At 61.0% G+C, this 21,334-nt stretch carries 18 protein-coding genes; 5 read left to right on the top strand and 13 right to left on the bottom strand.

The window, feature by feature from the left end; all coding sequences use genetic code 11:
• Positions 1 to 27: 27 nt before the first annotated feature.
• From RAC79_RS20455 to RAC79_RS20420, 8 genes are all read right to left on the bottom strand, one after another.
• Complete coding sequence (locus tag RAC79_RS20455; protein WP_174044750.1) at positions 28 to 879, bottom strand: urease accessory protein UreD; 852 nt, start codon at positions 877 to 879, stop codon at positions 28 to 30.
• Positions 786 to 2,039 (bottom strand): PHB depolymerase family esterase, encoded by a 1,254-nt coding sequence (locus tag RAC79_RS20450; RefSeq protein ID WP_125145479.1) that lies wholly within the window; start codon positions 2,037 to 2,039, stop codon positions 786 to 788. Before RAC79_RS20450 ends, RAC79_RS20455 begins: the two co-directional genes overlap by 94 nt.
• A 255-nt stretch (positions 2,040 to 2,294) precedes the next feature.
• The gene (gene urtE, locus RAC79_RS20445) at positions 2,295 to 2,990 is read right to left on the bottom strand and encodes an urea ABC transporter ATP-binding subunit UrtE (RefSeq protein ID WP_174039607.1); all 696 of its coding nucleotides are present in this window, start codon (positions 2,988 to 2,990) and stop codon (positions 2,295 to 2,297) included.
• A 196-nt stretch (positions 2,991 to 3,186) separates the two neighbouring features.
• On the bottom strand, positions 3,187 to 3,948 hold the full coding sequence (urtD, locus tag RAC79_RS20440) for an urea ABC transporter ATP-binding protein UrtD (RefSeq protein WP_174039608.1): 762 nt from the start codon (positions 3,946 to 3,948) through the stop codon (positions 3,187 to 3,189).
• Positions 3,949 to 3,955: 7 nt separating this feature from the next.
• Positions 3,956 to 5,131, bottom strand: a complete 1,176-nt coding sequence (gene urtC / locus RAC79_RS20435) for an urea ABC transporter permease subunit UrtC (protein ID WP_174039609.1) — start codon at positions 5,129 to 5,131, stop codon at positions 3,956 to 3,958.
• The gene (urtB, locus tag RAC79_RS20430; RefSeq protein WP_174039610.1) at positions 5,128 to 6,741 is read right to left on the bottom strand and encodes an urea ABC transporter permease subunit UrtB; all 1,614 of its coding nucleotides are present in this window, start codon (positions 6,739 to 6,741) and stop codon (positions 5,128 to 5,130) included. The genes urtC and urtB overlap by 4 nt, the downstream gene beginning before the upstream one ends.
• Before the next feature lie 288 nt (positions 6,742 to 7,029).
• The gene (urtA, locus tag RAC79_RS20425; protein ID WP_035219970.1) at positions 7,030 to 8,319 is read right to left on the bottom strand and encodes an urea ABC transporter substrate-binding protein; all 1,290 of its coding nucleotides are present in this window, start codon (positions 8,317 to 8,319) and stop codon (positions 7,030 to 7,032) included.
• Between the two features lie 339 nt (positions 8,320 to 8,658).
• Positions 8,659 to 8,865, bottom strand: coding sequence for a DUF2735 domain-containing protein (locus RAC79_RS20420; RefSeq protein ID WP_161987851.1), 207 nt, complete (start codon positions 8,863 to 8,865; stop codon positions 8,659 to 8,661).
• 481 nt (positions 8,866 to 9,346) lie between these two features.
• Here RAC79_RS20420 and RAC79_RS20415 point away from each other — a divergent pair, with 481 nt between their 5' ends.
• From RAC79_RS20415 to RAC79_RS20395, 5 genes are all read left to right on the top strand, one after another.
• Positions 9,347 to 10,381 carry a glutamine synthetase beta-grasp domain-containing protein gene (locus RAC79_RS20415; RefSeq protein ID WP_065656766.1) on the top strand — a complete coding sequence of 345 codons (1,035 nt, stop codon included), beginning with the start codon at positions 9,347 to 9,349 and terminating at the stop codon, positions 10,379 to 10,381.
• Between the two features lie 157 nt (positions 10,382 to 10,538).
• Positions 10,539 to 11,309 carry an SDR family oxidoreductase gene (locus tag RAC79_RS20410; protein ID WP_080856713.1) on the top strand — a complete coding sequence of 257 codons (771 nt, stop codon included), beginning with the start codon at positions 10,539 to 10,541 and terminating at the stop codon, positions 11,307 to 11,309.
• Between the two features lie 31 nt (positions 11,310 to 11,340).
• Positions 11,341 to 14,736, top strand: a complete 3,396-nt coding sequence (locus RAC79_RS20405; protein ID WP_035260387.1) for an ATP-binding protein — start codon at positions 11,341 to 11,343, stop codon at positions 14,734 to 14,736.
• Positions 14,733 to 15,662: a response regulator gene (locus RAC79_RS20400; protein ID WP_065656763.1), complete on the top strand. Its 930-nt coding sequence runs from the start codon at positions 14,733 to 14,735 to the stop codon at positions 15,660 to 15,662. The genes RAC79_RS20405 and RAC79_RS20400 overlap by 4 nt, the downstream gene beginning before the upstream one ends.
• 278 nt (positions 15,663 to 15,940) lie before the next feature.
• Positions 15,941 to 16,465, top strand: coding sequence for an AAA family ATPase (locus RAC79_RS20395; protein ID WP_174039612.1), 525 nt, complete (start codon positions 15,941 to 15,943; stop codon positions 16,463 to 16,465).
• A gap of 135 nt (positions 16,466 to 16,600) precedes the next feature.
• On the opposite strand, the gene RAC79_RS20390 is transcribed toward RAC79_RS20395, so the two are convergent.
• The 5 genes from RAC79_RS20390 to livM all read right to left on the bottom strand — a co-directional run bounded on the left by RAC79_RS20390 (position 16,601) and on the right by livM (position 21,333).
• A complete protein-coding gene (locus tag RAC79_RS20390) occupies positions 16,601 to 17,719 on the bottom strand; it encodes a branched-chain amino acid ABC transporter substrate-binding protein (RefSeq protein ID WP_004430064.1) in 1,119 nt (372 codons plus the stop codon).
• A 119-nt stretch (positions 17,720 to 17,838) separates the two neighbouring features.
• Positions 17,839 to 18,192 (bottom strand): DUF6867 family protein, encoded by a 354-nt coding sequence (locus RAC79_RS20385; RefSeq protein WP_174039613.1) that lies wholly within the window; start codon positions 18,190 to 18,192, stop codon positions 17,839 to 17,841.
• A 182-nt stretch (positions 18,193 to 18,374) separates the two neighbouring features.
• Complete coding sequence (locus tag RAC79_RS20380) at positions 18,375 to 19,103, bottom strand: ABC transporter ATP-binding protein (RefSeq protein ID WP_125145471.1); 729 nt, start codon at positions 19,101 to 19,103, stop codon at positions 18,375 to 18,377.
• Positions 19,103 to 19,981 carry an ABC transporter ATP-binding protein gene (locus RAC79_RS20375; protein ID WP_003522919.1) on the bottom strand — a complete coding sequence of 293 codons (879 nt, stop codon included), beginning with the start codon at positions 19,979 to 19,981 and terminating at the stop codon, positions 19,103 to 19,105. The genes RAC79_RS20380 and RAC79_RS20375 overlap by 1 nt, the downstream gene beginning before the upstream one ends.
• A complete protein-coding gene (gene livM / locus RAC79_RS20370; RefSeq protein WP_371259707.1) occupies positions 19,981 to 21,333 on the bottom strand; it encodes a high-affinity branched-chain amino acid ABC transporter permease LivM in 1,353 nt (450 codons plus the stop codon). Before livM ends, RAC79_RS20375 begins: the two co-directional genes overlap by 1 nt.
• Position 21,334 lies beyond the last annotated feature (1 nt).

Below are 21,334 nucleotides of genomic sequence, written 5' to 3'. Positions count from 1 at the left end.
CCGCCGGTTGCCGACGATCCGAAGGGTTTACAGATTCCAGACTTTCGGCACTGGCGCGCCGTTTCGCAAGAGCGAAATGATCGGAAAAAGCAATTTTCTCAAGGAGAAACCATCGGCGGCAGAGACGCGAACGACAAGCTTGCCCTGCCATTCGCTGGCGCCGCCGCTTTCCCCGGCAATAGCCCGGATTTTAGGCAGAAGCGCCTCGGAGAGAGGCCCGATATAAAGCAGCGTCGCAAAGGCGACCTGACCGGCCAGAACCGCTGGTTTCGCGGTCAGCGCCGCTACCTCGCCTTGCAGCAGAAGCTCTTCGGCATGCACCAGCCTGCCGCCGTGGCGAATGCGCCAGCGGTCGCGGAAAAGACCATGCGCCATCGCCTCGCCCATGGCCTGGCGGCCGAGCAGCACGGCTTCGACAGCGATGAATTCGGAAGTTTGGTCGAGATCGGCTTCCAGCCGGCGGCTCAGCGACGCCCGGTCGAAAAGGATTGTTTCCTGCGGCAGCCAGTGCAATCTGGCGCCCGGCCCGGCGGAAACCCGGGCGGTAACGGTGGCTGTGCCGGAGGATGCCTTATAGACCTTCTCGCAGGCCTGCGTGGTTACCACCAGCGAGGTGCCGGCGCCGGCGACTGCCTGCCATTCAAGTTCGTCTCCGCCGGTCAGGCCGCCAGAAGAATTGATGAGAATGGCTTCGGCTTCGTTCGAAAACGTATCCGGCAGGCGGATTTTGGCGCAGCCTTCCTGGAACAGTTCCTCCAGCCGGCTGCGCCCTTCAACCGCTTTGGTTACAATGCGTCCTCTGCCACGGGCGCGCTGCTGCCGGACAGGTTGAGCGTCTTGGCGACCGGAAGGGCCGATGGCTTGCTGTTCTGGCTGCACGCGGTCTCCGAAGCGGTTGCGGAAGTGGACGAGGCCTTTGCGCCGCAATCCTTCTTGACGACGGCATCCACGACCAGCTGCCCTTCCGTATTGCGGAAGAAATCCCACATTCTTTCCGCCGCATCAACCGTGCGCGTCACTTCGCCTGTGGGCATCTTGCGCTCCACGGCCGGTTCCGCCTTCGGCGTCTGTTCGCCGCCCGGTTTGCGGGTAACGACGGCGCTCGCCGCCAGCACTTCGGCCTTCATCGTAGCGCGCGGCCAGGCGTGGTCCCAGTCGTTGATGACATAGGACTGAATGCGTGCGCCGGCCTTGCAGACATCATAGGAATTGACGGTGAAACTTTCGCCCACCTTGCTTTTGGCAGCACCTTTGCAGCCGTCCATCTCGGCCCAGCGCTTCAGCGCCGTCTCGCCGCCATATTGCCAATAGGACTTGCCGCCGCCCTGATAGGGGTTGGCGGGATCCTTCAAGCCGGCAAAGGCGATGATCGACATCGGCCGCGCCGGCGTGCAGCTTGCCGCATCCGGTCCCCATTTGCCGTCGGTCTCCAGCGGATAACCCGCGCGCAGCGAGGCGACGAAACCGGCAGCGGTGAAATCCGCGCTGCCATTGCAGATGAATTGCGAGAGCATGCGCCCGCCGCCGGAATAACCGGAACCGTAAAAACGCTCCTCATCCACGCAGAACTTGCCCTTCACCATGGTGATGGCATCGCGGATGAAACCGACCTCGTCCAGCCCGCCCGGACGCTTGGTAACACCGGGAACATTCCAGGCATGGGTGCCGGGCAATTCGCCATTCAGGCTGCCGGCCAGCGCCACCACCACCAGACCGTCACGTTCGGCCAGCTTGTCCCAGCCGCTGCGGTTCAGCTGGCCATGCGGATTGCTGTTGGAGCCATGGAAATCGAACACCACGGGCAGCGGCTTTTTTCCGTCATAGGCCGAGGGAACAAAATAGACGCCGTCGCGTTTTTCACCGTTGGAGAGAATGGAAAAATCATGCCTGCCCGGCTCCATGCCGGGACCGGGCAACTGACCGCAGGTCGATGCCGACGCTGCGACACCGGCGCTCGCGCACATCGCAAGACCCAGAAAAAGGGTGCGGGCGGAGCGGAACAGCCGGGCGGCCCGGCCAATGGCAAAGTCTTGATTCATTGACACGCCTTTATTGGGCACGGTTTTCCCGACGATACGTCGGACGTGCGGGGAATGTAAGGGATCAACTGTCGCAGCGTGCGAATAGACTTTTCCTGTGTCTCGCATGCAGCATTTTCGCTGCCAATATCACAGGCTTTTATTCAATGAAATGCTAAAATTGCGCATGAAAGCCATGTCGAGACGCATAGGCTTTCAAAATATTAATCGGCCGTTTGCACGCCGTGATCGGCGTGCCGCATTTTTAGTCTCGATTTATACTGTCAGGTGACGCCGCGCTTCCGGCGTATCCAGCGTTTCGGCCAGCCCCTGATGCACGATTTCACCGCGGTCCATGATATAGACGTAATCGGCAAGCTCGCGGCAGAAATCCAGATATTGCTCGACCAGCAGGATCGCCATGCCGGTGGAATCGCGCAGATATTTGATCGCCCGGCCGATATCCTTGATGATCGACGGCTGAATACCCTCGGTCGGCTCGTCGAGAACGAGGATTTTCGGCCGCGTCACCAGCGCCCGGCCGATGGCGAGCTGCTGCTGCTGGCCGCCGGAGAGATCGCCGCCGCGCCTTCCCAGCATGGTCTGCAGCACCGGAAACAGGCTGAAAATATCATCCGGGATGAAACGTTCCCTGCGCGGCAGCGGCGCATAACCGCTCTCCAGATTTTCCTGCACGCTGAGCAACGGAAATATCTCGCGCCCCTGCGGCACGTAACCGACACCGCGCTTCGCCCGCTGGTAAGGCGCCAGCCCATCAAGCGCCGCATCACCGAAACGGATCGTGCCAGCGCTGGTGGCCTGCTGGCCGGTCACGGCCCGCAGCAACGAGCTTTTGCCAACGCCGTTGCGGCCAAGAACGCAGGTGATCTTACCCATCTCCGCCTTCAGCGAGACGCCGCGCAGGGCTTGCGCTGCGCCGTAGTGGAGGTTGATGTTGTCGACTGTCAGCATGGTGAAACTCCATTGGCGGTATGGTGGGCGGCGTTACCCCCCTCTGCCCTGCCGGGCATCTCCCCCTCAAGGGGGGAGATCAGATGCCGCACCCGCCCGTTCCATGGGCAGAGTTTTCGCCGCTTGCCGATCTCCCCCCTTGAGGGGGAGATGCCCGGCAGGGCAGAGGGGGGTATGGCCAACGCAGACGCTTCCATCACCGCCCCAGATAATTCTCGATCACCTTCGGATCGTTCGACACGAAATCAATCGACCCTTCAGCCAGCACCGAGCCTTCGGCAAGGCACGTCACCTTCACCCCCAGTTCGCGGATGAAACCCATGTCGTGTTCCACCACCACCACCGAACGGGTCTTGGCGATTTCCTTCAAAAGCACGGCGGTTTCGGCCGTTTCCGCATCCGTCATGCCGGCCACCGGCTCATCCACCAGCAGCAGCTTCGGCTCCTGCGCCAAGAGCATGCCGATTTCCAGCCATTGTTTCTGGCCGTGCGAGAGGTTGGCTGCGAGATCGCCGCGGCGGTGACCGAGGCGCACGGTGGCGAGGATTTCCTCGATGCGGGCTTTGTCTTGCTCCGTCAGCCAGTAAAACAGCGTCGCGAACACGCCGCGCTTGCGGTTGAGCGCCAGTTCCAGATTGTCCCAGACGGTATGGCTTTCGAACACCGTCGGCTTCTGGAACTTCCGCCCGATGCCGAGCTGGGCGATATCCGCCTCGTCCTTTTTGGTGAGGTCGATACTGTCTTCGAACAGCACCGTGCCCGTATCCGGCCTTGTCTTGCCGGTGATGATGTCCATCATCGTCGTCTTGCCCGCCCCATTCGGGCCGATTATGGCGCGCAGCTCACCGGGTTCCACCACGAAGGAGAGGGAATTGAGCGCCCTGAAACCATCGAACGACACCGAGACGCCGTCGAGATAAAGCAGGCTTTTCGTTCTGTTTTCGGAAACTGTGTTCATGTCCGCCTCACTCCGCCGCCTGTTGCGCCACTGTCGAGCCGCTGTCATTGCCCGGCTGGGCCTCGCCTGCAGCAAGCGTAACCCGCTTTTCGCGCCGCCGGGCCAGATAGTGTTGCAGCGTGCCGACGATGCCCTTGGGGAAGAACAGCGTCACCGCGATGAACAGCCCACCCAGCGCAAACAACCAGAATTCGGGGAAAGCGCCGGTGAAATAGCTTTTTCCGCCGTTGACCAGCAGCGCCCCGATGATCGGCCCGATCAGCGTGCCGCGCCCGCCCACCGCCGTCCACACCACCACTTCGATGGAGTTGGCGGGCGAGAATTCGCCGGGATTGATGATGCCCACCTGCGGTACGAACAGCGCCCCGGCAATGCCCGCCATCATGGCCGACACGACAAAGGTGAAAAGCTTGATGTTTTCCACCCGGAAACCGAGGAAGCGCACCCGGCTTTCGGCATCCCGCACGCCCACCAGCACCTTGCCGAACTTGGAATTGACGATGCCGGACGCGATCAAAAGCGAGATCGCAAGCATTACCGCCGTCATGGCGAACAGCACGGCCCGCGTGCCATCCGCCTGCACGGAAAAGCCGAGAATATCCTTGAAATCGGTCAGGCCATTATTGCCGCCGAAACCCATGTCGTTGCGGAAGAAGGCGAGCAGCAGGGCGTAGGTCATGGCCTGGGTGATGATGGAGAGATAAACGCCGTTGACGCGCGAGCGGAAGGCGAACCAGCCGAACACGAAGGCGAGCAGCCCCGGCACGACAAGCACCATGAGCGCCGCAAACCAGAACATGTCGAAGCCCTGCCAGAACCACGGCAGTTCCTTCCAGTTGAGGAACACCATGAAATCAGGAAGCACCGGATGGCCATAAACCCCGCGCGTGCCGATCTGCCGCATCAGATACATGCCCATAGCGTAACCGCCGAGCGCGAAGAAGGCGGCATGGCCGAGCGAGAGAATGCCGCAATAACCCCAGACGAGATCGAGCGCGAGCGCCAGCAGCGCATAGGCCAGATATTTGCCGAGCATCGACATGATATAGGTCGGAATGCGGAACGCGCTGTCGGCCGGCAGCAGCAGGTTGGAGGCTGGCACCAGCACGGCGATGGCCAGAATGATGCCGATGGCGATGGAAATGCGGCGGTCGAGCGCGCGCAGGAGGAAGCCGGTAATCATGCTTCGATCGCCCTTCCCTTGAGTGCGAAGAGACCGCGCGGCCGCTTCTGGATGAACAGGATGATGAGAACGAGCACGAGGATCTTGCCAAGTACGGCGCCCACCGTCGGCTCAAGGAACTTGTTGAGCACGCCGAGAGACAGGGCGCCAACCAGCGTTCCCCAGAGATTGCCGACGCCGCCGAACACCACCACCATGAAACTGTCGATGATGTAGCTCTGGCCGAGATTGGGCGAGACATTGTCGATCTGCGACAGGGCCACGCCGGCAAGGCCGGCAACGCCGGAACCGAGCGCGAAGGTGAAGGCATCCACCCACGGCGTGCGGATGCCCATGGAAGAGGCCATGCGGCGGTTCTGGGTCACGGCGCGCATCTGCAGCCCGAAGGCCGAGCGCTTCAGGAGAACCAGCAGCGCGAAGAACACCGAAAGCGAGAAACAGACGATCCACACCCGGTTCCAGGTGAAATTGAGATAACCGACGCTGAAGGAGCCGGACATCCAGCTCGGGCTGCCGACTTCCCGGTTGGTGGGGCCGAAGATGGAGCGCACGCCCTGTTGCAGGATGAGCGAGATGCCCCAGGTAGCGAGAAGCGTTTCCAGCGGCCGCCCGTAAAGAAAGCGGATGACACCGCGCTCCATCACGAGGCCGACAAAGGCCGTCACCAGAAAGGCGGCGGGCAGAGCGATGGCGAGCGACCAGTCGAACAGGCCGGGGAAATGCGTGCGGATCACCTCCTGCACCATGAAGGTGGAATAGGCGCCGATCATCACCATCTCGCCATGCGCCATGTTGATGATGCCCATCACGCCGAAGGTGATGGCAAGGCCGATGGCGGCGAGCAAAAGCACGGAACCGAGCGACAGGCCGTACCAGACATTCTGCGCATAGTCCCAGAAGGCAAGGGAGCTTTCGATGCTCGATATGGCGCTGTCGATATCCGGCTTCAGGCTCTGATCCACCGACGAGGAAGCCGCCATCAGAATGCCGATGGCATCGCGCCCGCCGAGGCTCTTGATGGTGGCGATTGCCTCTTTCTTCTGTTCGAGCGACCGTTCGGAGGAGAGCAGCGAGACAGCCCGCGCCTCCTCCATCCGGGTCCGCACCTCAGTATCGGCCTCCTTGGCGATGGCCGCTTCCAGCAATTCGAGATTTTCGGCGCTCGGCGCTTTCAGAACGGCGTCTGCCGCGGAAAGCCGCACGGATTTTTCCGGGCTGAGCAGGGTCAGGCCGCCAAGAGCGGCGCGGATGACGCGGCGCAGATTATTGTTGACCTTGATCTTGCTGACAGCCGCCTTCGGCGCTTCACCCGCACTTTCGCCCGTCAGCGGGTCGATCAGCGTAAAATTGGAACCTGCCGGCTTCGTCATGAAAACCAGATTGTCGGCCTTGCGCACGTAAAGATCGCCCGCCGCAAAAGCCTCGAGCGCCGGCACGACACGCGCATCGCCCGTGGCGGCAATCTGCCCGATCAGCACTTCGGCCTGCTTGAAATCCGCCGTGCCGAGCTGGTCGATCAGCGCCTTCGGCTCGCTTTGCGCGAAGGATTGGGCGGCGATCCCCAGGGTGAGCCAGAGGAAGATGGCTCCGAGAAAAGATCGGATCGTCATGTCGGGTTCCTTGGGCGTTTTACGACAGGGCGTTTGAATTTGGCGCGACCTGAATATGCGGCTTCACCCCCCTCTGCCCTGCCGGGCATCTCCCCCTCAAGGGGGGAGATCGGCAAGATGCTTTCCCGCCATTTCCATTCTCGAACTCTGAGATGGGCGGGCCCTCGCCGCAGGTCGATCTCCCCCCTTGAGGGGGAGATGCCCGGCAGGGCAGAGGGGGGTAATTCTTGTTCAGTTTCCAATGAGAAAACCGCCCCCAACAACCGGGGCGGCAACCGCTTCCGCTAATCAGCTACCCTTGCCGCCGCACTTGCCGCTGGCCACATTGAAGTTGCCGCAGGACATCGGCTTCCTCCAGTCCGAGATCAGATCCTTCGAGTCCGGCAGATAATCCGACCACTCGTCACCCACGACCTGCGGCGTCTGCTGCACGATTTCGAACTGGCCATCGGCCTGGATTTCGCCGATCAGCACCGGCTTGGTGATGTGGTGGTTCGGCATGACGGTGGAGTAACCGCCCGAAAGGTTCGGCACGGAAACGCCGATAATCGAGTCGAGAACCTTGTCCGTATCCGTCGTGCCGGCGGATTCCACAGCCTTTACCCAGGCGTTGAAGCCGATATAGGCGGCTTCCATCGGGTCATTGGTCACGCGCTTGTCGTTCTTGGTAAAGGCATGCCATGTCTTAATGAATTCGGCATTGACCGGCGCATCCACGGACTGGAAATAGTTCCAGGCGGCAAGGTGGCCGACCAGCGGTGCGGTATCGAGACCGGCCAGTTCTTCTTCACCGACCGAGAAGGCAACGACGGGAATGTCTTCAGCCTTGATGCCCTGGTTCGCCAGTTCCTTGTAGAAAGGCACGTTGGCGTCGCCGTTGATGGTGGAAACCACAGCGGTCTTCTTGCCGGCCGAGCCGAATTTCTTGATGTCGGACACGATCGTCTGCCAGTCGGAATGACCGAACGGCGTGTAGTTGATCATGATGTCCTCTTCCTTGACGCCCTTCGACATCAGGTAGGCCTTCAGGATCTTGTTTGTGGTCTGCGGATAGACATAGTCCGTGCCGGCCAGAACCCAGCGCTCGACGCCTTCGGTGTTGGCAAGGTAATCCACGGCCGGAATGGCCTGCTGGTTGGGGGCAGCACCCGTGTAGAAGATGTTGCGCGAGGATTCTTCACCCTCGTACTGAACCGGATAGAACAGGATCGAGTTCAGTTCCTCGAAGACCGGCAGCACGGATTTGCGCGAGGAAGACGTCCAGCAGCCGAAAACGGCGGCGACCTTGTCCTGCGAAATCAGCTGGCGGGCCTTTTCAGCGAAAAGCGGCCAGTCGGAAGCCGGATCGACCACCACGGCTTCGAGTTTCTTGCCGAGCACGCCGCCCTTCTTGTTCTGCTCGTCGATGAGCATCAGCATGGCGTCCTTCAGCGTGGTCTCTGAAATGGCCATGGTGCCGGACAGCGAATGCAGCACGCCGACCTTGATGGTGTCGTCAGCGGCAAAGGCGCCATGGAAGGCGGTGGTGGACAGGATCGCGCCAAGCAGCGCAGCACTAAGCGTCTTGCGGAATATCATCGGAAGAACCCCTCTCCTTGTTTGGCCTCTCGTGGAGGCTCAGCGGCATCTGCGGCCGCTGCTGGGAGGGACTATCGATCTCGTGAGAGCGAAACCGTATACGTCAATTGACGTAGGCGAGGTGGCGAAAGATGCATGAGGGGTTGAAGAGAGCTAAACCGCCAGGGCGCTCCTATGTGAAGCAGGAGGCTCCAACCTGTTTCTTCTCCCCGAGGGGGAGGCCCGCGGCAGCGGGATGAGGGGGCGAGCGCCGCGATATACGGAGGGGTTGCCCCTCATCCGACCCTTCGAGCCACCTTCTCCCCGGCGGGGAGAAGAAATGCACGGCACGGTCTCACATCAGGAATGCGGCTTGTCGTTCCGCTCTTCGTCGCGGATCGCCTCGTCGTGATACCACGAACCGAAATCCACATGCGGCTCGCGCGCCTCGCGCTCGAGGTCACTCAGCCCGCTGTCGCGGAATTTGGACACGCCCGCGCGCCCGCCAATCGGGAATTGATAGATCGTTGCCGTCTCACGATGAAAGCCAGTCGCCATTTCGGTCATCTCACTCTGTTTGCATCGAAGCACTTTATGTATGGAGCAAACCCTTAGAGCCCAGATTCGCTCCGTTTGATTAAAAAAAAATCACCTTGCGAAAAATATAGGCATTAATCGTCTCATCTACAAGAAAAACCATTTCGAAAGCGCCGGTTTTTGGGGCAAATGCCAATCCCTCGCGCGCAACCGAAATCATTGCACCGCAGCAGGGCATTCCACCGGGAGACGCCGGCTATCTATCAGGATTCAATGATGAAACATGAGGGGTGAATTTGCCTGCCGCAGTGCAGCAGAACCAGCCACGCGCGATATCCAGGCTCCTGCGCGACAGGGGGCCTGAAAGATTTTTCGAAAAAATCGCCCGATATCGCCAATCTGGCACGCGGCATGCATCTAAGGGGTCAGCCCTTGAACGCGAATGCGCTTCGGTGGCCAAAGCCACGGGAGGCCTCAAAGGCTTCGCATTGTTACCTATGAGAGGTTCGTAATGACTAAGTTCAAACTCGAGTACATCTGGCTGGACGGATACAAGCCGGTCCCCAACCTGCGCGGCAAGACCCAGATCAAGGAATTCGACGAATTCCCCACACTCGAGCAGCTGCCGCTTTGGGGCTTTGATGGCTCGTCCACGCAGCAGGCCGAAGGCCACTCGTCGGATTGCGTGCTGAAGCCCGTCGCGATCTATCCCGACCCGGCCCGCTCCAATGGTGCACTCGTCATGTGCGAAGTCATGATGCCCGATGGCGTCACCCCGCATCCGTCGAACAGCCGCGCAACCATCCTCGACGACGAAGATGCATGGTTCGGCTTCGAGCAGGAATACTTCTTCTACCAGGACGGCCGCCCGCTCGGCTTCCCGGAACAGGGTTACCCGGCTCCGCAGGGTCCTTATTACACCGGCGTCGGCTTCAAGAATGTCGGTTCGGTTGCCCGCGAAATCGTTGAAGAGCACCTCGATCTCTGCCTCGAAGCCGGCATCAACCACGAAGGCATCAATGCCGAAGTGGCCAAGGGCCAGTGGGAATTCCAGGTATTCGGCAAGGGCTCCAAGCGCGCCGCCGACCAGATCTGGATCGCCCGTTACCTGCTGCTGCGTCTTTGCGAACAGTACGGCATCGACGTCGAATTCCATTGCAAGCCGCTCGGCGACACCGACTGGAACGGTTCGGGCATGCATTGCAACTTCTCCACCAAGTTCATGCGCGAAGTTGGCGGCAAGGAATATTTCGAAGCCCTCATGGCCGCTTTCGCCAAGAACTGGAAAGAGCACATCGACGTTTACGGTCCGGACAACCACCTGCGCCTGACCGGCAAGCACGAAACCGCTCCGTGGAACAAGTTCTCCTACGGCGTTGCTGACCGTGGCGCTTCGATCCGCGTTCCGCATTCCTTCGTCAACAACGGTTACAAGGGTTACCTCGAAGACCGTCGTCCGAACTCTCAAGGCTGCCCTTACCAGATCGCTTCCGTCGTTCTGAAGACGATCGCAGAAGTGCCGCTCGCAAAGTCGGCTGCTGCCTGATATCGAACTGATGGCGTCGCCCGAACCGGGCGACGCCATTTTTCTGTCCACCGAACAGCCGGGCCGGACGGGCGACCTTTCGCTCTCTGCCCCACGCGGCATATTCTTCCTTCGCGAACTCCAAGAAGTTTCGGCACGTCAAGCAAGAAGGTGAGCGATGGGCATTCTCCAGAAATTCTCTCTCGAAAACCGCACCGCTGTCATCACCGGCAGCGGCCGCGGCCTTGGCTTCGAAATCGCCAGCGCCTTTGCCGAAGCGGGCGCCCATGTGTGGCTGACCGGCCGCAATGCCGAAACGCTGGAACAGGCGGTCGACACGCTACGCAAGGCCGGCGGCAAGGCCGATTACGCCGTCTTCGATATTGCTGATACGGCAGCCGGCAGCGCCCTTGTCCGCCGCATAATGGACGAGTTCGGCCACCTCGATATCCTCGTCAACAATGTCGGCGCGCGCGACCGCCGCCCGCTTGCCGAATTCAGCGACGAGGACATGCTGGAACTGATCCGCACCGATCTCACCTCCTCCATCTCTCTGTCGCGCGATGCCGCAGAGGCCATGAACGCCAATGGTTACGGCCGCATCATCACCATCACCTCCATCCTCGGCCATATCGTCCGGCCGGGGGATGCGATCTATCCCGTCGCCAAACAGGGTCTGACCGGGCTGATGCGGGCGATTGCCGTGGAATATGGCGCACGCGGCATCACCAGCAACGCCATCGCACCCGGCATGTTCGCCACCGAAACCAATGCCGCCCTTGCCGAAAATCCTGAGATGGTGGCCTTCGCCAAACTGCGGGTGCCGCTGGAGCGCTGGGGCCGGCCGGATGAGATTGCCGGTGCGGCGCTGTTTCTGGCCAGCGATGCGGCCTCCTTCGTCAACGGCCATGTGCTGACGGTGGATGGCGGCATGTCGGTGCGGCTGTGAGAGGCCCGTTGCGGAAAGGCGCTCAATAGGTATGGCGGCACGGCAACGCATCATCCCCGTCAGGCGCGAATATAACCGCTGGGTCGCCAACCAGACGCTGGAAGATTATGCGCTGCGTTTCACCGCCAAGAGCGCCCGGCAATTTTCCTCCAACCGCATTTCCCACACCGCCATCGGCGCGATTTCCTTTCTGGCGCTGGAAGCCATCGGCGGCGCCATCACGCTCTCCTACGGCACCACCAACGCCTTTTACGCCATTCTCGTCGCCGCCATCGCCATGCTGGCCGTCGGCCTGCCGATCAGCCGTTATGCCATCCGTCACGGGGTCGATATCGATCTTCTGACGCGCGGCGCGAGCTTCGGTTATATCGGTTCCACCATCACCTCGCTCATCTATGCCGCCTTCACCTTCATGCTCTTCGCCATTGAGGCGTCGATCATGTCAGGCGCGCTGGAACTGGCGCTCGGCATACCCTTGTGGATCGGCTACATCATCTCGGCCGTCATGGTCATTCCGCTCGTCACCCATGGCGTGCGGCTCATCAGCCGCTTCCAGATCGTCACGCAACCTTTCTGGATCGTGCTGAATATTCTGCCCTTCGTGTTCATCGCTTTGATGGACTGGGAAAAATACGATCTGTGGCGGGCCTTTGCCGGCATACACCACGCCTCGGGGCCGCCCGGCACGGTGGCAGATTTCAATCTGGTGGAATTCGGCGCGGCCTCCGCCGTCATCCTGGCGCTGATGTCGCAGATCGGCGAACAGGTGGACTTCCTGCGCTTCCTGCCGGCCGAGGGGCAAAGCCGCCTGCGTCACCGCATTGCGGTTTTCCTCGCGGGCTCGGGCTGGGTCGTCGTCGGCGTGCCGAAGCTGCTCGCCGGTTCCTTCCTCGTGGTGCTCACCTTCAGTTCCGGCGTCTCGGTGGATCGCGCCGCCGATCCGGCGCAAATGTATCTCACCGCCTTCGGTTACATGATCCCCAACGAGACGGCGGCCATGCTGCTGATGGTCGCCTTCGTGGTCGTCTCGCAGCTGAAGATCAACGTCATGAACGCCTATGCGGGTTCGCTCGCCTGGTCGAACTTCTTCTCGCGCCTCACCCACAGCCACCCCGGCCGCGTCGTCTGGCTGGTCTTCAACGTGGCGATCGCGCTGCTTCTAATGGAACTCGGCATTTACCGGCTGCTGGAAGAAACGCTCGGCATCTTCTCCATCATCGCCATGGCGTGGCTCTGCACCATCTCGGCCGATCTTTTCATCAACAAGCCGCTTGGCCTTGCCCCGCCCGGCATCGAATTCAAGCGTGCCCATCTTTACGATATCAACCCCGTCGGCGTCGGCTCCATGGCGCTTTCGGCGACCATCGCGCTGATGGCGCATTTCGGCGCCTTCGGGCCGCTCGCCGCATCGCTCGCGCCCTATCTCACACTGATCGTCGCTTTCATCGCCTCGCCGCTGATTGCCTGGGGCACGAAGGGCAAATTTTATCTCGCCCGCAAGCCGCGCCAGAAATGGCGTGAGGAAAGCAGCATCACCTGCTCGATCTGCGAACACCCTTTCGAGCCGGAAGACATGGCCTGGTGTCCCGCCTATGCCGCGCCGATCTGTTCGCTCTGCTGCTCGCTTGACAGCCGCTGCCATGACATGTGCAAGCCGAAGGCGAAGCTGAACTATCAGGTCGCGACCGTCGCGAAATCTTTCCTGCCGGATCAACTGGTCGCCAAACTCGCCACCCGGCTCGGACGTTACGGCATGGCCGCGGCGATTGCCGTCACCGCCATCGGCGGCATATTGGCAATGATCGCCCATCAGGTCGGCACCGCCTCGCCGGAAACGGCCGATGTGGTGAACCGCACCATCCTCATCGTGTTTTTCGTCTTCGCCGTCATTGCCGGCATCGTCTGCTGGTTCCTCGTGCTTGCCCATGACAGCCGTGTGGTGGCGGAAGAGGAATCTTCCCGCCAGAACACGCTGCTGCTCAAGGAAATCGCCGCCCACAAGAAGACCGATGCCGCCCTTCAGGACGCCAAGGAAACGGCTGAGGCCGCCAACCGCGCCAAGAGCCGTTATGTGGTGGGCCTCAGCCATGAATTGCGCACCCCGCTCAACGCCGTCCTGGGTTATGCCCAGATTCTCGAGCGCGACGACACCATCCCCCCGCCCCGGCAATCGGCGATCAAGGTCATCCGCCGCTCGGCCGATCACCTGTCCGGCCTGATCGACGGGCTTCTCGATATTTCAAAGATCGAGGCCGGCCGTCTGCAGGTCTATTCCAACGAGATCAATATTCAGGATTTCCTCGACCAGATCGTCGACATGTTCCGCCCGCAGGCGCAGGCCAAGGGGCTGGAATTTCGCCATGACCGCTCCCGCGCCCTGCCGCAATATGTCCGCACCGATGAAAAGCGGCTGCGGCAGATCCTCGTCAACCTCATCTCCAACGCCATCAAGTTCACCGATGAGGGCGCCGTCACCTTCGATGTCGGTTACCGCAGCCAGGTGGCCAGCTTCACCGTTTCCGATACCGGCCGCGGCATTGCCGAAAAAGACCTCGCCCGCATCTACGAACCCTTCCAGCGCGGCGAGGCAGACAGCGTGCGCCCCATGCCGGGCCTCGGCCTCGGCCTGACCATCACAAGGCTCCTCACCAATACACTCGGCGGCGAAATTTCCGTTTCCAGTGCAAAGGATGAAGGCTCCACTTTCCGCGTGCGCCTCATGCTCTCTGCCGTGCACCGGCCAAGCACGGCGCCGGCGGCGGAAAAGACCATCCGCTCCTATTCCGGGCCGCGCCGCACCATCGTCGTGGTCGATGACAATGAGGATCATCGCGAGCTGATGCGGCAGGTGCTGGTGCCGCTCGATTTCGTGGTGCTGACCGCCCAAAGCGGGCCGGAATGCCTGACGCTCATCGAAGGCGTGAAGCCCGACCTCTTCCTTATCGATATTTCCATGCCCGGCATGACCGGCTGGCAGCTTGTGACCAAACTGCGTGAAGCCGGGCAGACCGCCCCGCTCATCATGCTCTCGGCCAATATCGGCGACGGAACCGTGGCGGGCGCGGGCGAGGACAACCACAATGACGCCATCGCCAAGCCTGTCGATATCCGCCAGCTTTGCGACAGGCTTGCCGTGCATCTCGGCCTGAAATGGATCTACGAGGCGGATATGCCGCCCCCGCCATCGCCGCCGCCCGTGGCGCAGATCGTCCATCCCGGTGCAATTCACATTCAGGATTTGCAGCGGCTCGGCGAAATAGGCTACATACGCGGCATCGAGGCGAAACTCGCCGATCTTGCCCGCAACACGGAAAACCTGCCCTTCACGCAGGAGCTCGGCACCTATGTGCAGGCCTTCGATCTGGCCGGTTACGCGCATTTTCTCAAACGGTTTGCGGATAGCGACACGGGAGACGGCAAGGCATGAGCGGTCAGGCGGCGGCAGCCCCGAGAGACATCGTATTGCTGGTGGATGACAGCCCGGAAGCACTGGGGTTCCTCACCGATGCACTGGAACAGTCAGGCTTTTCCGCCCTCATCGCCACCTCCGGCCAGGCCGCGCTCAACATCGCCGAACGCATCACGCCCGATATCATCCTGCTCGACGCCGTCATGCCGGCCATGGACGGTTTCGAGACCTGCCGCCGCCTGAAGGCCAATGCGGCGGTGGCGCAGGTGCCCGTCATCTTCATGACCGGGCTGACGGAGACCGAACATGTGGTGCGGGCGCTCGAATCCGGCGGCGTCGATTATCTGACCAAGCCGATCAACATCGACGAGCTGCGCGCCCGCATCCGCGTGCACCTTTCCAATGCCCGCTCGGCGCAAAGCGCCCGCGTCGCGCTCGATGCCGCCGGCCGCCACCTGCTTGCCGTGCGCGCCAATGGCGCCATCCACTGGTCAACGCCGCAGGCGACGCGGCTCGTCAACGCCGCCACGGGCCGCGACGACGGCATGGAAATCGTCACCAGCCATATCGGCCGCTGGCTCGCAGAACGGGCGGCGGCGGAAACCGGCCGCGACGTGCCTTTGACGATCACCGAGGCCGGGCGGCCCGCCCTGCAACTGTCCTTCCTCGGCGCCATGGGGCCGGATGAATTCCTTTTCCGCCTCACCGCCGCCAATGAGAAATCCGGCGACCACCTGCTGCGCGAGCATTTTTCCCTCACTGCCCGGGAATCGGAAGTGCTGCTGTGGATCGCGAAGGGCAAATCCAATCGCGATATCGGCGATATCCTCGGCCTTTCCGCGAGAACCGTGAACAAGCATCTGGAGCAGATCTATGTGAAGCTCGGGGTGGAAAACCGGGCATCGGCGGCCGTGAAGGCGGCGCATATTCTGCATCAGGGGTGACGACAGCGCTGAGTGTGGTAAGGTTCGGCCAACATATATTTTCCGCTTGAGCGCAGCGTCCGCTCATTGGTCGAACGGCGGCCCCTTGTTTCTTCTCCCCGAGGGGGAGAAGTCCGCGGCAGCGGGATGAGGGGGCTAGCTCTCCGAAATCCGGCAACGTTTCCCCCTCATCCGACCCTTCGGGCCACCTTCTCCCCCTCGGGGAGAAGAAACAAGCGGCAACGCCTCAACCCATTCCATCAAACATACCCCGCATCCCCAACAAGGAGGACGTTCCCATGGACCGTTTCATCATCCTTTCCGGCTGCTCCGGCGGCGGAAAATCCACGCTTCTCGCTGAGCTTGCCCGACGGGGTTTCGCCACCGTGGAAGAGCCCGGCCGCCGAATCGTCATCGAAGAAACCCGCAATGGCGGCACGGCCCTGCCGTGGATCGACATCGAAGCCTTTGCCCGCCGCGCCATCGCCATGGCGCTCGAAGACCGGCAAAAAGCCCCGCCCGAAGGCCCGGTCTTCTTCGATCGCGGCCTGATCGACGCCGCCTCGGCGCTTCGCCATATAAATGGCGATGCCTTCATCGAGACGCTGCGGGTTGCACACCGCTATAACCGTCTGGTCTTCCTCACCCCGCCATGGCCGGAAATCTACAGGGGCGACAGCGAGCGCAAGCATGGCTTCGATGCGGCGGTCGAGGAATATGAGCGTTTGCTCCGCGACTATGACGAGCTTGGTTACGATATTTCCGTGCTTCCGAAATCCGGCATAGGGGAACGCGCGGACTTTATTCTGACGCGGATCGACTGAGGCGCTCTGGCAAGAGAATGAGCTTCAGCGGTTTTCGAGCAGTTGCGAGACGGTGACAAACTCAAACCCGCGTCGAGACCGCAAACAAAAAGCCCGGCATCGCTGCCGGGCTTCGATAGGGTGTCGCAGAAGGGCTTAGCTGCCCTGCTGGATGTAGGTGAACTTGCCGTCCGGACCCTTCTTCCATTCGTACATGACGTAGCCGGGAAGCTTCGGGTCGCCCTTCTCGTCGAAGGAGATGTCGCCGAGCGCGGTCGGGAAGGTGCCGGACTTCAGGGCCTCGGCAACCTTTTCCGGCTCCACGGAACCGGCGGCCTTCGCCGCACCGGCAATCGCCTGCATCGCGGCATAGGAGTAGAGCGTGTAGGCTTCCGGGTTGAAACCGGCGGCCTTGAACTTCTCTACCAGTTCCTTGTTTTCCGGGCGCAGTGTCGGATCCGGGCCGAAGGTGTTGAGCGTGCCTTCGACGGCGTCGCCGGCGATGGAAGCAAGTTCGTTCGAGACGATACCGTCGCCCGAAACGAGCTTGGCCTTGAGGCCCTGGTCAGCCGCCTGACGGATGATGAGGCCGGCTTCGGTGTGCAGGCCGCCCCAGTAGATGATGGAAACGCCGGCTTCCTTCATCTTGGAGATCAGCGCGGAGAAGTCCTTGTCGCCGACATTGACGCCTTCATACATGACTTCCGTCACGCCGGCCGCATTGGCAGCCTTCTTGGTTTCATCGGCAAGGCCCTGACCGTAAGGCGTCTTGTCGTGAATGATGGCGACCTTGGCATCCTTGAAATGATCGGCCAGGTACTTGCCGGCAATGCCGCCCTGCTGGTCGTCACGGCCGCAGGTACGGAACGTGTTCCAAAGGCCGCGCTCGGTGAAGACCGGGTTGGTTGCGGCGGGTGTGATTTCGAGAATGCCGTTTTCGGCGTAAACTTCAGAAGCCGGAATGGAAACGCCGGAGTTGAAGTGACCGACAACGAATTTCACGCCGTCAGCGACGAACTTGTTGGCAACCGAAATACCCTGCTTGGGGTCGGATACGTCGTCGCCCAGCACGATCTTGATCTGCTCGCCATTGATACCGCCGGCGGCATTGATGTCTTTCGCGGCCTGTTCGGCACCCTTCTGGATCTGAGCGCCGAAAGCAGCGTTCGGGCCGGTCAGCGGTGCGCCGACAGCGATCACGACATCGGCCCAGGCCGAACCGCCAAACGCGACCATGGCGGTCAGCGCAACAGCGGAAAGAAGAGACTTCTTCATTACTTTACTCCCAGTTCCTTTGGATGGGTTGATTGCAAGGGCCTGTTCAGTACCCACCTTCACTGAACAGGAAACTGTTCCACTCTGACGAGCATTGTGCAGCCGGAAAAATCCGCCTGTCAATCTTTCTTCTTGTAGGAAAATGCCGATGTCCGGTCGTAAAGCCAATAGTAGTTATTGACCATCTGGCTTGTCCGGCGCGTGCGGAAACCGACGCTGGAAAAAACCAGAAGAAGAACGACGTCAAACACGTAATAGAAGCCGTTGATGAACGACCCGTTGAACAGCGCGTGATGCAGAAACCGCATCACCACACCCAGAGCGAGCGTATAGATAACCACCCGCGTATAACCGCCCCAGCCATCGGCCACGGACTTGCCCGTGCGCCATGCCGTCCAGAAACCCAGAAGAACAACCAGCGCGCGCAGAACATACCGCACGCCGTTATCCGTTTCGAAAAAAAGGCCCTGCATCTCTTTCCCCATCAGTGCCGGGCTGAAACGCCCTGACCCTGCCTTGTCTGTCGTCCCGTCGTTTTCCCGCCGGGCATTTTATTGTTTGCACCCCGCCATGGATCCTTAAGGTTTTGCCGAAAGGACGACAGGCCGCCGTTTGCAGTCTTGCGCCGCAAAATTTCCGGCGCAAGTAAAATCTTTCAGTGCCGTCCGCCTTCGAGATAGGCGGCGCGCACCTGCGGATCGGCGAGCAGTTCCCTGCCCGAACCGCTCATCGTCACCTTGCCGTTGACCATCACATAAGCGCGGTCGGAAAGCTTGAGCGCGGCAAAGGCGTTCTGCTCCACGAGGAAGACGGTCAGCCCCTCTTCCTGGTTGAGTTTCTTGATCGCCTCGAAAATGCCCTTGACGATCAAGGGTGCGAGACCGAGCGACGGCTCGTCCAGCAGCAGGAGCTTCGGCCGTGCCATCAGCGCGCGGCCGATGGAGAGCATCTGCTGCTCGCCGCCGGAAAGCGTGCCGCCGCGCTGGCTCTGGCGCTCCTTCAGGCGCGGGAACATCACGAAGATCTTCTCGACGTCTTCCTTGAAATATTTCAGGTTATCGAGATTGGCGCCCATCTGCAGGTTTTCCAGCACCGTCATGCGCGGGAAAATCCGGCGGCCTTCGGGCGACTGGGCAATGCGTTTGCGGGCGATCAGATGGGTCGGCAGCTGGGTAATATCCTCGCCGTCGAAGATTACCTGACCGGCGCGCGCCTGCGGGCTGCCGCAGATGGTCATCATCAGCGTTGACTTGCCGGCGCCGTTGGCGCCGATCAGACTGACGATCTCACCCTTTTTGACCTCGACATCGACACCGGCCAGAGCGCGGATATTGCCATAATAGGTTTCGACACCCTGGACTTTCAGAAGCGGTTCACCGGACATCAGGCCGCTCCTCCGTCGAGTTCTTCCGCAATCACGTCTTCCACTTCATCATCCTCGACACCCAGATAGGCGGCGATGACCTTCGGGTCGTTCTTCACATGGTCCGGCGTGCCGTCGGAAATCTTCTGGCCATATTCCAGAACCACCACATGGTCGGAAATCTGCATCACCACGGACATGTCGTGCTCGATGAGGAGCAGCGACGTGCCCTCGTCGCGAATGCCGCGCAGAAGCGCGTTGAGCGCCAGCGATTCCTTCGGGTTAAGGCCGGCGGCCGGCTCGTCGAGGCACAGAAGCTCCGGCCCCGTGCACATGGCGCGGGCGATTTCCAGACGGCGCTGCGCACCATAGGGAAGGTCGCCGGCCGGATCGTCGGCGCGGTCGATCAGATCGGCCTTTTCAAGCCAGTATTTGGCCTTTTCGATAGAGGCATCCACCGCCCGCCGGTAAGCGGGCAGGCCGAGAAGTCCGAGGATCGTGTAACCCGAGGCCTTCATCAGCGCATTGTGCTGCGCCACCAGCAGGTTTTCCAGAACGGTGAGGCCCGAAAACAGGCGGATGTTCTGGAAGGTGCGCGCCACCTTGGCCTTCTTGGTGATTTCGAAATCCGGCAGGCGCTCGAGAAGATGCGCCTCGCCGCTTTGCTGGCGCATGGTGATCATGCCCATGGTCGGCTTGTAGAAGCCGGTGATGCAGTTGAAGACCGTGGTCTTTCCCGCACCGTTGGGGCCGATCAGCGCCGTGATCTCGCCGCGCTTCGCCTCGAAGGAGAAGTCGTTGATGGCCATCAGGCCGCCGAAGCGCATCGAGAGATGTTCGACCTTGAGGATCGTATCGCCAGTCGTATTGGGTGTCATTGTTGCCGTTCCGGAAGCCATCAACCGTGACCTTCCTTGGTAAAGCTGCCGGAGACGGCCTTGCGTTCCTTAAGGAAGGCCGTGGGTTCACGCGAGCCGACGAAGCCGCGCGGCTTGAACAGCATGACGATGACCATGGCAAGGCCGAAGAGCAGCATACGGTAAAGTTCAGGCGTGAAGTCGGGCCCGAAGACATGCTTCAGGAACTCCATTTCACGCAGGAGCTCGGTGCCGCCGACCATGACCAGCGCCGCAATGGCGATACCCGTCAGCGAGCCCATGCCGCCGAGAACGACGATGGCGAGAATGACGGCGGATTCGAGAAACACGAAGCTTTCCGGCGACACGAAACCCTGACGCGCGGCGAAGAAGGAACCGGCGAAACCGCCAAACATCGCGCCCGTCGCAAAGGCGGTGAGCTTGGTGATGACGGTATCGATGCCGAGCGAACGGCAGGCGATCTCGTCCTCGCGCAGCGCTTCCCAGGCACGGCCGATTGGCATGCGGCGCAGGCGGATGGTCACATAGGCCGTCAGCATGCAAAGCAGCAGGATCACGTAGAACAGGAAGATCTTGTAATAGGCCGACGACATCGACAGGCCAAAGGCCTTGGCGAAATTGTTCGACGCGCCGACATCGAAGGACCAGATGCCGAAGACGGACGCCTTGGCGATGCCCGAAATACCGAAGGTGCCCTTGGTCACATCCGTCCAGTTCAAAAGCACGAGGCGGATGATTTCACCGAAGGCGAGCGTCACGATTGCCAGATAGTCGCCGCGAAGACGAAGCACCGGGAAACCGAGGATGATGCCCCAGAAGCCCGCGAGAATGCCGGCGACCGGCAGGAGCACCCAGAAGGACAGGCCGAAATGGCTGGAGAGCAGCGCATAGGAATAGGCGCCGACCGCATAAAAGGCCACGTAACCGAGATCGAGCAGGCCGGCCAGCCCGACGACGATGTTGAGGCCCCAGGCCAGCATCACATAGATCAGGATCTGGATGCCGAAATTGTCGACGAATTTCAGCGAACCCTGAAAGCCGAACAATTGCACGGCGATAACGGGATAAAGCAGCAGCAGGACCAGCGCCAGCTTCAGGAAGTGCTTGTGGAAAAAGCCCTTCTCTTCGGAAATCTCCAGCACGCCGCTCTTGGCCTTGGCCAGCTTGCGACGGTCCAGCGACGGCTTGATGAAGCCGACGACGAGAAAGCGGCCGACAGCGGCAATGCCGACGAAGACCGCCAGAAGCCCCCAGCGGGTGCCCCAGATAAGCTGGTTGTTGATATCCTGATAGGTGACGATGCCCACATAAAGAATGAACATGCCGAACGAGATGAGGCCCGCAATCAGGCCCTCCTTCACAGCCGCCGCCATC

Source organism: Agrobacterium sp. LR_9 (assembly GCF_041954855.1).
Classification (GTDB): domain Bacteria; phylum Pseudomonadota; class Alphaproteobacteria; order Rhizobiales; family Rhizobiaceae; genus Agrobacterium; species Agrobacterium leguminum.
Note: the sequence above shows the minus strand (reverse complement) of the source record. Positions and strands in the feature narration are given on the sequence as shown.

Coding starts and splice junctions, on each gene's coding strand:
- RAC79_RS20405 (WP_035260387.1), top strand. CDS start 11,341: ATGGCGGCACGGCAACGCATCATCCCCGTCAGGCGCGAATATAACCGC.
- RAC79_RS20380 (WP_125145471.1), bottom strand. CDS start 19,103: ATGTCCGGTGAACCGCTTCTGAAAGTCCAGGGTGTCGAAACCTATTAT.
- livM (WP_371259707.1), bottom strand. CDS start 21,333: ATGGCGGCGGCTGTGAAGGAGGGCCTGATTGCGGGCCTCATCTCGTTC.
- RAC79_RS20375 (WP_003522919.1), bottom strand. CDS start 19,981: ATGGCTTCCGGAACGGCAACAATGACACCCAATACGACTGGCGATACG.
- RAC79_RS20400 (WP_065656763.1), top strand. CDS start 14,733: ATGAGCGGTCAGGCGGCGGCAGCCCCGAGAGACATCGTATTGCTGGTG.
- RAC79_RS20420 (WP_161987851.1), bottom strand. CDS start 8,865: ATGACCGAAATGGCGACTGGCTTTCATCGTGAGACGGCAACGATCTAT.
- RAC79_RS20410 (WP_080856713.1), top strand. CDS start 10,539: ATGGGCATTCTCCAGAAATTCTCTCTCGAAAACCGCACCGCTGTCATC.
- urtA (WP_035219970.1), bottom strand. CDS start 8,319: ATGATATTCCGCAAGACGCTTAGTGCTGCGCTGCTTGGCGCGATCCTG.
- urtD (WP_174039608.1), bottom strand. CDS start 3,948: ATGAACACAGTTTCCGAAAACAGAACGAAAAGCCTGCTTTATCTCGAC.
- RAC79_RS20390 (WP_004430064.1), bottom strand. CDS start 17,719: ATGAAGAAGTCTCTTCTTTCCGCTGTTGCGCTGACCGCCATGGTCGCG.
- RAC79_RS20450 (WP_125145479.1), bottom strand. CDS start 2,039: ATGAATCAAGACTTTGCCATTGGCCGGGCCGCCCGGCTGTTCCGCTCC.
- urtE (WP_174039607.1), bottom strand. CDS start 2,990: ATGCTGACAGTCGACAACATCAACCTCCACTACGGCGCAGCGCAAGCC.
- RAC79_RS20385 (WP_174039613.1), bottom strand. CDS start 18,192: ATGCAGGGCCTTTTTTTCGAAACGGATAACGGCGTGCGGTATGTTCTG.
- urtC (WP_174039609.1), bottom strand. CDS start 5,131: ATGATTACCGGCTTCCTCCTGCGCGCGCTCGACCGCCGCATTTCCATC.
- RAC79_RS20415 (WP_065656766.1), top strand. CDS start 9,347: ATGACTAAGTTCAAACTCGAGTACATCTGGCTGGACGGATACAAGCCG.
- urtB (WP_174039610.1), bottom strand. CDS start 6,741: ATGACGATCCGATCTTTTCTCGGAGCCATCTTCCTCTGGCTCACCCTG.
- RAC79_RS20395 (WP_174039612.1), top strand. CDS start 15,941: ATGGACCGTTTCATCATCCTTTCCGGCTGCTCCGGCGGCGGAAAATCC.